Annotated in this window: 4 protein-coding genes and 2 pseudogenes; 1 reads left to right on the top strand and 5 read right to left on the bottom strand. The window is 71.0% G+C overall.

Annotation, left to right across the window (positions count from 1 at the left end; translation table 11 throughout):
• Positions 1-46: 46 nt before the first annotated feature.
• Complete coding sequence (locus Y694_RS19290) at positions 47-988, bottom strand: hypothetical protein (RefSeq protein WP_155935868.1); 942 nt, start codon at positions 986-988, stop codon at positions 47-49.
• 169 nt (positions 989-1,157) lie between these two features.
• Between Y694_RS19290 and nadB the strand changes: the two genes are divergently transcribed.
• Positions 1,158-2,786, top strand: a complete 1,629-nt coding sequence (gene nadB / locus Y694_RS19285; RefSeq protein ID WP_036235481.1) for an L-aspartate oxidase — start codon at positions 1,158-1,160, stop codon at positions 2,784-2,786.
• Positions 2,787-2,805: 19 nt separating this feature from the next.
• Here the strand turns inward: nadB and Y694_RS19280 are convergent, their stop codons facing one another.
• The 4 genes and pseudogenes from Y694_RS19280 to Y694_RS19260 form a co-directional block, all read right to left on the bottom strand.
• On the bottom strand, positions 2,806-3,090 hold the full coding sequence (locus tag Y694_RS19280; protein WP_011829151.1) for a late competence development ComFB family protein: 285 nt from the start codon (positions 3,088-3,090) through the stop codon (positions 2,806-2,808).
• Between the two features lie 85 nt (positions 3,091-3,175).
• Positions 3,176-4,048: a carboxylating nicotinate-nucleotide diphosphorylase gene (gene nadC / locus Y694_RS19275; protein WP_036235479.1), complete on the bottom strand. Its 873-nt coding sequence runs from the start codon at positions 4,046-4,048 to the stop codon at positions 3,176-3,178.
• Positions 4,049-4,106: 58 nt separating this feature from the next.
• A pseudogene (gene nadA, locus Y694_RS23745) lies at positions 4,107-5,162 on the bottom strand (quinolinate synthase NadA); the annotation flags it as partial.
• 37 nt (positions 5,163-5,199) lie between these two features.
• A pseudogene (locus tag Y694_RS19260) lies at positions 5,200-5,556 on the bottom strand (helix-turn-helix domain-containing protein); the annotation flags it as partial.
• Between the last annotated feature and the right edge of the window lie 28 nt (positions 5,557-5,584).

Genomic DNA, 5,584 nt, shown 5'->3' with positions numbered 1-5,584 from the left:
CCACAGCTCGCCTCGATCGAGACGGGCTTCCACCCCTGGTCAATGTTCAGTCGGCGCGGGTGGTCAAAGTTCGGTCGGCGCGCACAGGCGCGCCGACCACCGGCATCGGCGTCGGCACCGATGCAGCCCGGGCGGCCACGGCATTGGCCGCCGTGGCGGCGGCAGCAGCCGTGGAGCCGGTGCCCAGCAGCGGCAGCGTGGCCACGTCCTGACCGGGCTTGGTCTGGCGTTGCCAGGCATTCCACGCCAGGCAGAGTTGGCCCCACACGTCGGCCGGGCGGGTTACCTGGGCCGTGGGCGTGGCATCCAGCGCGGTGGCCGCGCGGAACTTGGCCACCTCGGCCGGCAGTGCGGCACCGGCGGTCAGCGGCAAGAAGAGCATGCGGCGGCAGATCCAGCCACCGCGCAGCACCGCCTCGCGCCAGGGTGCCAGCGCCGTCGTCAGCGCATGGGCCGGCAGGTCGCCGACCATCATGATGCCCAGCCGCGCGCGGCCCAGCAGCACGCGTGCGAGGGTCTGGCGGGTGTGGGTGTCGGCATCGACCTCGGTGCTGTAGAGCCGTACGCTGCGGCCATTGGCGGCGGGGCAGTCAACGTACTCGATGGTGGCCAGCACCGTCCCGGCGCCGTTGCGCCGCACCACCAGCCGCTGCACGGCACGCTGGCTGGCCGCTGCGATGCCGCCCAGCAACTTGCGCGAGGCCGACGTGCCCAGGTCGTGCACCGACACGAATTCCGGTTGAAGGTGGTCGAACTGCTGCGTCATCGCATCGGCCGGCTCGCAGGCGACGAACAACTCGCGCACGCCATTCCCGACCGCGCGACCGATGTCCTGCGTGTCGTCCGCCTGCTCCGCGGCGCCCGCCTGCCCATTGGGGAAGCGCGGCGAGATCTGGGTCAGCACGCGCGTCGATTCCCAGTCGTGCGCGGCCGGCGGCGACGTCGGGGGTCGGCTGGATCGGCTGTGGGGATCGGAGGAAAAACTCATGGACAACGCCAGGCTGGACGGCCATCCGGAGCGAATGTCACCAAGTGTAATGCGCGCCCTGAGGTCAATCGGGTCGCACTTTCCGCCGGGTCGGTGCGACGGGGGGCGTCGATAGAATCCGGGCCAGATGTCGCGCCGCTGCGGTGCGTCCGGTCCTGAAACTGCCGACATGCCGACCCGCCACGAAGCTGCGTCCCCGTCCCCCGTGGTGATCATCGGCGCGGGTCTGGCCGGCCTGACGGTGGCGCTGCAACTGGCTCCGCGCCATCCCGTCGTGGTGCTCGCCAAGCGCAACCTCGACGAAGGCGCCACGGCCTGGGCGCAGGGCGGCATCGTCGGTGTGCTCGGCAGCGACGACAGCATCGAGAGCCATGTGCGCGACACGCAGGAGGCGGGAGGTGGCCTGGTCGACGAGCACACCGCGCGCTTCATCGCCCAGCACAGCGCCGAGGCGGTCGAGTGGCTGGTCGAGCGCGGCGTGCCGTTCTCGCCCGATCCCGAAGGCCCGCTCGGCCTGCACCTCACCCGCGAGGGCGGGCATGCGGTGCGGCGCATCGCGCACGCCGCCGACGCCACCGGCAAGGCCATCCACGACGTGCTGCTCGACGAGGTGAGGCGTCATCCGAACATCACGCTGCGCGAGCGCTGGATGGCGGTCGACCTGATCACCTCGCGGCATCTCAAGACCGACGGCTCGCCGCGCTGCTACGGCGTCTACGCGCTCGACATCGACCGCCAGCGCGTCGAGACGCTGCCGGCCGCGGCGGTGGTGCTGGCGACCGGCGGCGCCGGCAAGGTCTACCGCTACACGACCAACCCCGACACCTCCACCGGCGACGGCATCGCGATGGCCTACCGGGCAGGCTGCCGCGTCGGCAACATGGAGTTCGTGCAGTTCCACCCCACCTGCCTCTACCACCCGCAGGAGCGCAGCTTCCTGATCACCGAGGCGCTGCGCGGCGAGGGCGGGCAGCTCAAGCTGCCGGACGGCACACGCTTCATGGCGGCCCACGACGAGCGGCTCGAACTCGCGCCGCGCGACGTGGTCGCCCGCGCGATCGACTTCGAGATGAAGAAGCACGGCCTCGACCACGTGTGGCTCGATGCCACGCACCTCGGCGAGGCCTTCCTGAAGGCGCACTTCCCGACCATCTTCGCGCGCTGCCTTGCGCTCGGCATCGACATCTCCAGACAGCCGATCCCGGTGGTGCCGGCCGCGCACTACACCTGCGGCGGCGTGGTCACCGACCTCGACGGCCGCAGCGACCTGCCGGGGCTGTATGCGGTGGGCGAGACCACCTACACCGGCCTGCACGGCGCCAACCGGCTGGCCAGCAACTCGCTGCTCGAATGCGTGGTGCTGGGCAAGACCTGCGCGGAGCACATCCTCTCGCAGCACGAGAGCGGGCTCCCCCTCCTGCCGGCCTGGGACGAGAGCCAGGTCGAGAATGCCGACGAGCAGGTCGTCATCTCACACAACTGGGACGAGCTGCGGTTGCTGATGTGGAACTACGTCGGCATCGTGCGCACCACCAAGCGGCTGGAGCGGGCGCTGCATCGCATCAAGCTGCTGCGCAGCGAGATCGACGACTACTACGCCAACTTCCGCGTCACGCGCGACCTGCTGGAACTGCGCAACCTGGTCGATTGCGCCGAGCTCATCGTGCGGTCGGCACTCAGCCGCCACGAGAGCCGCGGGCTGCACTACAGCCGCGATTTCCCGCAGACGCTGCCGGTCAGCTTCCCGACCATCCTGACGCGCAAGCCCAAGCGCAAGGCCGCGCCCTGGGCGGCCTGAGCCGCGTTCGGCCCGTGCTTCAGGCGCGCGCCCGCATCGCGGTGCGCGCCTGGACGAATTCGAACGCGAAGCCGACCGCGCTGGCCACCAGGCGCTCGGCCATCAGACGCTCCTTCTCGCTCTGGTAGAAGACCAGATCCACCTCGTGGCGGATGTAGCGCGCGGGCAGTCGGTTCAGCGCCACGCAGGCCACGTCGGGCAGCAGGTCGTCGCTGATCAGCGGGTAGTGGTCGCGCCACGTGCGCACGGCGTCGAACACCGCGCGTTCCTGATAGTTGCGGATGCCCGCGAATTCGGAGCTCATGCGGTCGATTGTCGCGAGCATGCAGCGCCGGCAAATGCCGAATTGCGCGGCAGAGCGCCCGCTTTTCGCCCGGCGAGGCCGGTGCTCAGGCGTTGCCGAGCACACGCATCGAGTAATCGGTCGCCGTGACGTCCTTGGTCAGCCGGCCGATCGAGATGCGGTCCACGCCGGTGGCGGCGATGTCGCGCACCTGATCCAGCGCGACGCCGCCCGACACCTCCAGCAGCGCGCGGCCCGCGTTCGCTGCCACCGCCTCGCGCATCTGCGGCAGGTCGAAGTTGTCGAGCAGCACGCTCACGGCGCCGTGGTCCAGCGCCTCGCGCAGTTGCGCGAGGGTCTCCACCTCGATCTGGATGTCGACACCCGCGTTCAGCTCGCGCGCCGCCGCCAGCACCTGCGCAATGCCGCCAGCGGCCGCGATGTGGTTCTCCTTGATCAGGATGCCGTGCCACAGCGCCAGCCGCTGGTTCTGGCCGCCGCCGGTGCGCACCGCGTACTTCTGCGCCTGGCGCAGGCCGGGCAGGGTCTTGCGGGTGTCGAGGATGGCGCAGCCGCGCGGGTTGGGCGAGGCGCCGGCGATCGCGTCGACGTGACGGCGCGTCAGCGTCGCGGTGGCGGACAGCAACTGCAGGAAATTGAGCGCCGGGCGCTCGGCGGCCAGCAGCGCGCGGGCGTCGGCCTCGATCTCGCAGACCAGCGTGTCGGCGTCCATGCGCGCGCCCTCGGCGTAGTGCCACTGCACGTCGGCCTGTGGGTCGAGTGCGACCATGCAGTCGAAGAACCAGTGCCGGCCGCACAGCACCGCCGCCTCGCGCACCAGCACGCGCGCGCGCACACGGCGCCCCTCGGGGACCAACCGGCCCGTCCAGTCGGCGCGGCCGATGTCCTCGAACAGCGCGTCGCGCACGTTGCGCGCGCGAGCTTCGTCGAGCGTCTCGTTGGTTTCGAAAGTGAGCATCACGCGGCACCGATGTTGGAACGAAGCCGCGAGCCGGCTGGCTGATCGCGCCGGGATTCGCCTTCACGAAATCCAGCATGCGCTCGATGCAGCCCAGCGCCTGCGTGCGGGTCGGTTCGGGCACGGTGATCGCGCCGCGGCCGTGTTCCAGGCAGTCGACCACGCCCTGCAGCGCGTTCATCGCCATCCACGGGCAGTGCGCGCAGCTCTTGCAGGTCGCGCTGTTGCCGGCGGTCGGCGCCTCCAGCAGCGTCTTGCCGGGCGCGAGCTGGCGCATGCGGTGCAGGATGCCGTTGTCGGTCGCGACGATGAAGGTCTGGCGGTCGCTGCCGGTCACGGCGTTCAGCAGCTGCGAGGTCGAGCCCACCACGTCGGCCAGCTCGACCACGCGCTTCGGCGACTCGGGGTGCACCAGCACCAGCGCGTCGGGGTGCTCGCGCTTCATCAGCTCGAGCTCCAGGCCCTTGAACTCGTCGTGCACGATGCACTCGCCCTGCCACATCAGCATGTCCGCGCCGGTGTGCTCGGCGATGTAGCGGCCCAGGTGCCGGTCCGGCGCCCACAGCACCTTCTGGCCCTGCGCATGCAGGTGCTCGACGATGGCGACGGCGCAGGAACTGGTCACCATCCAGTCGGCGCGTGCCTTCACCGCCGCGCTGGTGTTGGCGTAGACCACCACGGTGCGGTCGGGGTGGGCGTCGCAGAAGGCGGCGAAGTCATCGGGCGGGCAGCCCAGGTCGAGCGAACAGGTCGCGTCGAGGTCGGGCATCAGCACCGTCTTCTCGGGCGACAGGATCTTGGCGCTCTCGCCCATGAAGCGCACGCCGGCGACCACCAGGGTCTGCGCGGCGTGGTCGCGGCCGAAGCGCGCCATCTCCAGCGAGTCGGACACGCAGCCGCCGGTCTCCAGCGCCAGGTCCTGCAGGTCGCCGTCGACGTAGTAGTGCGCCACCAGCACCGCGTTGCGCTCGGCCAGCAGCTGCTTCGCGCGCGCCTTCAGCGCGTCGCGGCGCGCCGGCGTCAGCGGTTCGGGCACCTTGGCCCAGGCCTGCGAGGTGCAGCTGGCGCCGCTGGCGTCCTGCTTGGTGAAGTCGTAGAGGATCTGTTCGCTCATGAGGGCTCCTGGGCGCATTTTCGCCGAGCCGGCCCGCTCACGCCGACGCGAAGAAGCGGCTCGGCGGCGCGCCGACCGAGCGCCGCACCATCGCGCTGAAGGCGCTGGGGCTGGCGTAGCCCAGCTCGGAGGCGATCTGGCCCATCGGCGTGCCGCGCGCGGCCAGCGACAGCGCGCGCGCCAGCAACACCTGCTGGCGCCACTGCACGAAGCTCGTGCCCAGGTCCTGGCGGAACAGCCGGGCGACCGTGCGCTCGCTCGCGCCGACGTCGCGCGACCAGTCGGCCAGCGTGTCGTGGCGCGTCGGATCGTCGAGCACCGCCTCGCACAGCGTGCGCAGCCGCTTGTCCTGCGGCAGCGCGACGCCCAGCGGCACCGGCGCGGCGCGCTTCAGTCGTCGGCCAGCAGCGGGCGATCAGCTT

The organism is Methylibium sp. T29-B (assembly GCF_000576225.1).
GTDB classification, from domain to species: domain Bacteria; phylum Pseudomonadota; class Gammaproteobacteria; order Burkholderiales; family Burkholderiaceae_C; genus Methylibium; species Methylibium petroleiphilum.
Note: the sequence above shows the minus strand (reverse complement) of the source record. Positions and strands in the feature narration are given on the sequence as shown.